This window comes from Microcystis sp. M49636_WE2, from assembly GCF_030065375.1.
Taxonomy (GTDB): Bacteria; Cyanobacteriota; Cyanobacteriia; order Cyanobacteriales; family Microcystaceae; genus Microcystis; species Microcystis aeruginosa_C.
In genome coordinates this window covers 1-2,041 of record NZ_JASJFG010000517.1, presented here as the reverse complement: position 1 = coordinate 2,041, position 2,041 = coordinate 1, and the positions used below count along the sequence as shown (strand labels likewise).

The 2,041-nt window shown below is 36.6% G+C and carries 4 protein-coding genes and 1 pseudogene; 3 read left to right on the top strand and 2 right to left on the bottom strand.

All coding sequences use genetic code 11. From position 1 onward, the window contains the following. The first annotated feature begins 414 nt into the window (after positions 1-414). On the top strand, positions 415-714 hold the full coding sequence (locus PX484_RS12070; RefSeq protein WP_002755782.1) for a hemolysin XhlA family protein: 300 nt from the start codon (positions 415-417) through the stop codon (positions 712-714). A 62-nt stretch (positions 715-776) separates the two neighbouring features. Here PX484_RS12070 and PX484_RS12065 read toward each other — a convergent pair. Continuing rightward, positions 777-986 (bottom strand): annotated as a pseudogene (locus PX484_RS12065) (type II toxin-antitoxin system HicA family toxin). Next, complete coding sequence (locus PX484_RS12060) at positions 983-1,183, bottom strand: type II toxin-antitoxin system HicB family antitoxin (protein WP_002735173.1); 201 nt, start codon at positions 1,181-1,183, stop codon at positions 983-985. Before PX484_RS12060 ends, PX484_RS12065 begins: the two are co-directional and overlap by 4 nt. Positions 1,184-1,404: 221 nt before the next feature. Here PX484_RS12060 and PX484_RS12055 point away from each other — a divergent pair, with 221 nt between their 5' ends. Both PX484_RS12055 and PX484_RS12050 read left to right on the top strand, forming a co-directional pair. Beyond that, positions 1,405-1,638 carry a hypothetical protein gene (locus PX484_RS12055; protein ID WP_004163555.1) on the top strand — a complete coding sequence of 78 codons (234 nt, stop codon included), beginning with the start codon at positions 1,405-1,407 and terminating at the stop codon, positions 1,636-1,638. Continuing rightward, positions 1,628-2,041, top strand: a 414-nt coding sequence (locus PX484_RS12050) for a type II toxin-antitoxin system VapC family toxin (protein WP_002792614.1), incomplete at its 3' end; no start/stop codon positions are given. The genes PX484_RS12055 and PX484_RS12050, both read left to right, overlap by 11 nt.

Below are 2,041 nucleotides of genomic sequence, written 5' to 3'. Positions count from 1 at the left end.
TCAGGGCATCCTGAATCCAGTCTGGTAAGCACTTTAAAATATTTTCCGCATCCGCAGACGAGATTTGCTCCGAAAGTTTCACTTGCATGGGTTAGGACTCCAGTATGAATTTGAACATTATACGGTGGCTCAGTTGCCCTTCAAATGATCGCCTCTAGTTCTAATAGTAGCGCAGGGTTTTTTGAGTAAGGTATTGTCTGCACCGCAATTCGTACCAGCTATTCTCATTTTGAAACGATTTTGCGTTGTTTCAGCGATCTAGAGATTCGTTAAGAATTATTAACCCCTCTAGGTGCAAGGGTTTTAATGTCATGAAACCTTAAAATGAGAATTGCTATATTTTGAGAAGAGGCCGTTCCCTCAGCAAAAAAATAGATTAAAATGAGTGTGTCAGCCTGATTAACAAGATGAGTTATGCCAACACCGACTATCATCGAAACAGATTTGCGCGAAGTTCTAGCAGAAATGAATCAGAAGCTAGATACAATTTCTAAAGATGTGAATCAAGTACAGATTCGATTGGCTACTGTAGAAACCAAAGTTGATAATGTAGAGAAACGATTGGATTCAATGGATAAGCGATTCGATAAAATGGAATTACAGATAGAAAAGGTAGAAAGCAATCAGGGCAATCAGGTTTGGGCTTTGATTGGGATTTTGTTTACGGCGGTAGTGGCAACGTCTATCCGTTTTGTTTTAACAGCTTTACCCTAGATTTCAAAAGAAAACCTGATCGCGTTTTTAAGATTTAATCAACAAGAAAACAGCGATCACCGTTATCTCAAGTCATCTTCGGTCAGATCAGCATCTTTCAAAATACTCTTAAGAGTACCAATTGGTAAATCTTTATTGCCATGAACAGGAACGGATAAAATAACTTTCATTCTCTGTTTTGTATAAATATGATGACTACTACTAATGCGTTTTAACTGCTAACCATAACGTTCAATAATTTTACAAAGGGCTTGGCCAGAAATAGATTTCATAATGATAATTCGACTAGCTCTTTTTCTGCTTCAATTTCTGTTTCTTGACTTGCAACTTCAAGCCATCCTTGAACTGCATCTTGCAACATTTCTAATAATTGTTCGTAGCTTTCTCCCCAGGTATGACAGCCTGGCAATGCCGGTACGGAACCGCACCAAATACCATCTTCTTGCCAGATTAGAGCTTTAATTTTCATGTTATTTTCAAAATATTTGCCTGATTTTACTATGATAATAGAAAAATACGATATGTGATCGCCCCTCCTCCTCATCAAAAAGCGATCGCCCTTTGCGTTCCTATCCCAAGCAATGGCAGTTTTAAAGTTTAACCAACAAGATGACAGCGAATAACAATCAATTTGGTGTGTTACATTTATAATATGGGTATTTCAAGTAAAAATCATTTCACCAACAGATCATGCTTAATTCTATTGACGCATTATTTGACGGAAAAGTCTTTCATCCAGAGCAACCCGTTAGATTGAAGGCTAATACTCGTGTCCGCATTATTGTTGATAACTTATCGGATGAAAATAATGAACTCACTTCTTTTTTAGAGACAGCAGAATCATTACAACTAGACGGCCCCTCTGATTGGTCAGAAAATCTAGATAAATATTTATATGGTGAAGAAAAAGAGCATGAACCCTGAGAAATTTCTCGATACAAGTTATGCGATCGCTTTATCTTCATCTACGGACGATTATCATCATAAAGCACTTGCCATTGCCCAACAATTAAAAACTTCAAAAACACCTTTAGTTACAACCAGAGCCATTATTTTAGAGATTGGCAATGCTTTATCTAAACAAAAATATCGCTCTAAGTCAATTAAATTATTGTCCTCATTAGAAAAGGACAGAACAGTGACAGTTATTCCCTTATCGGAAATTCTTTATCAAAAAGCTTTTCAACTATATTGTCAAAGAAACGATAAAAATTGGGGAATTGTTGACTGTATTTCTTTTATTGTAATGGAAGAGCGTAGAATAACGGAAGCATTAACAACGGATATTCATTTTCAGCAAGCTGGTTTTCGAGCTTTGTTGAGAGAT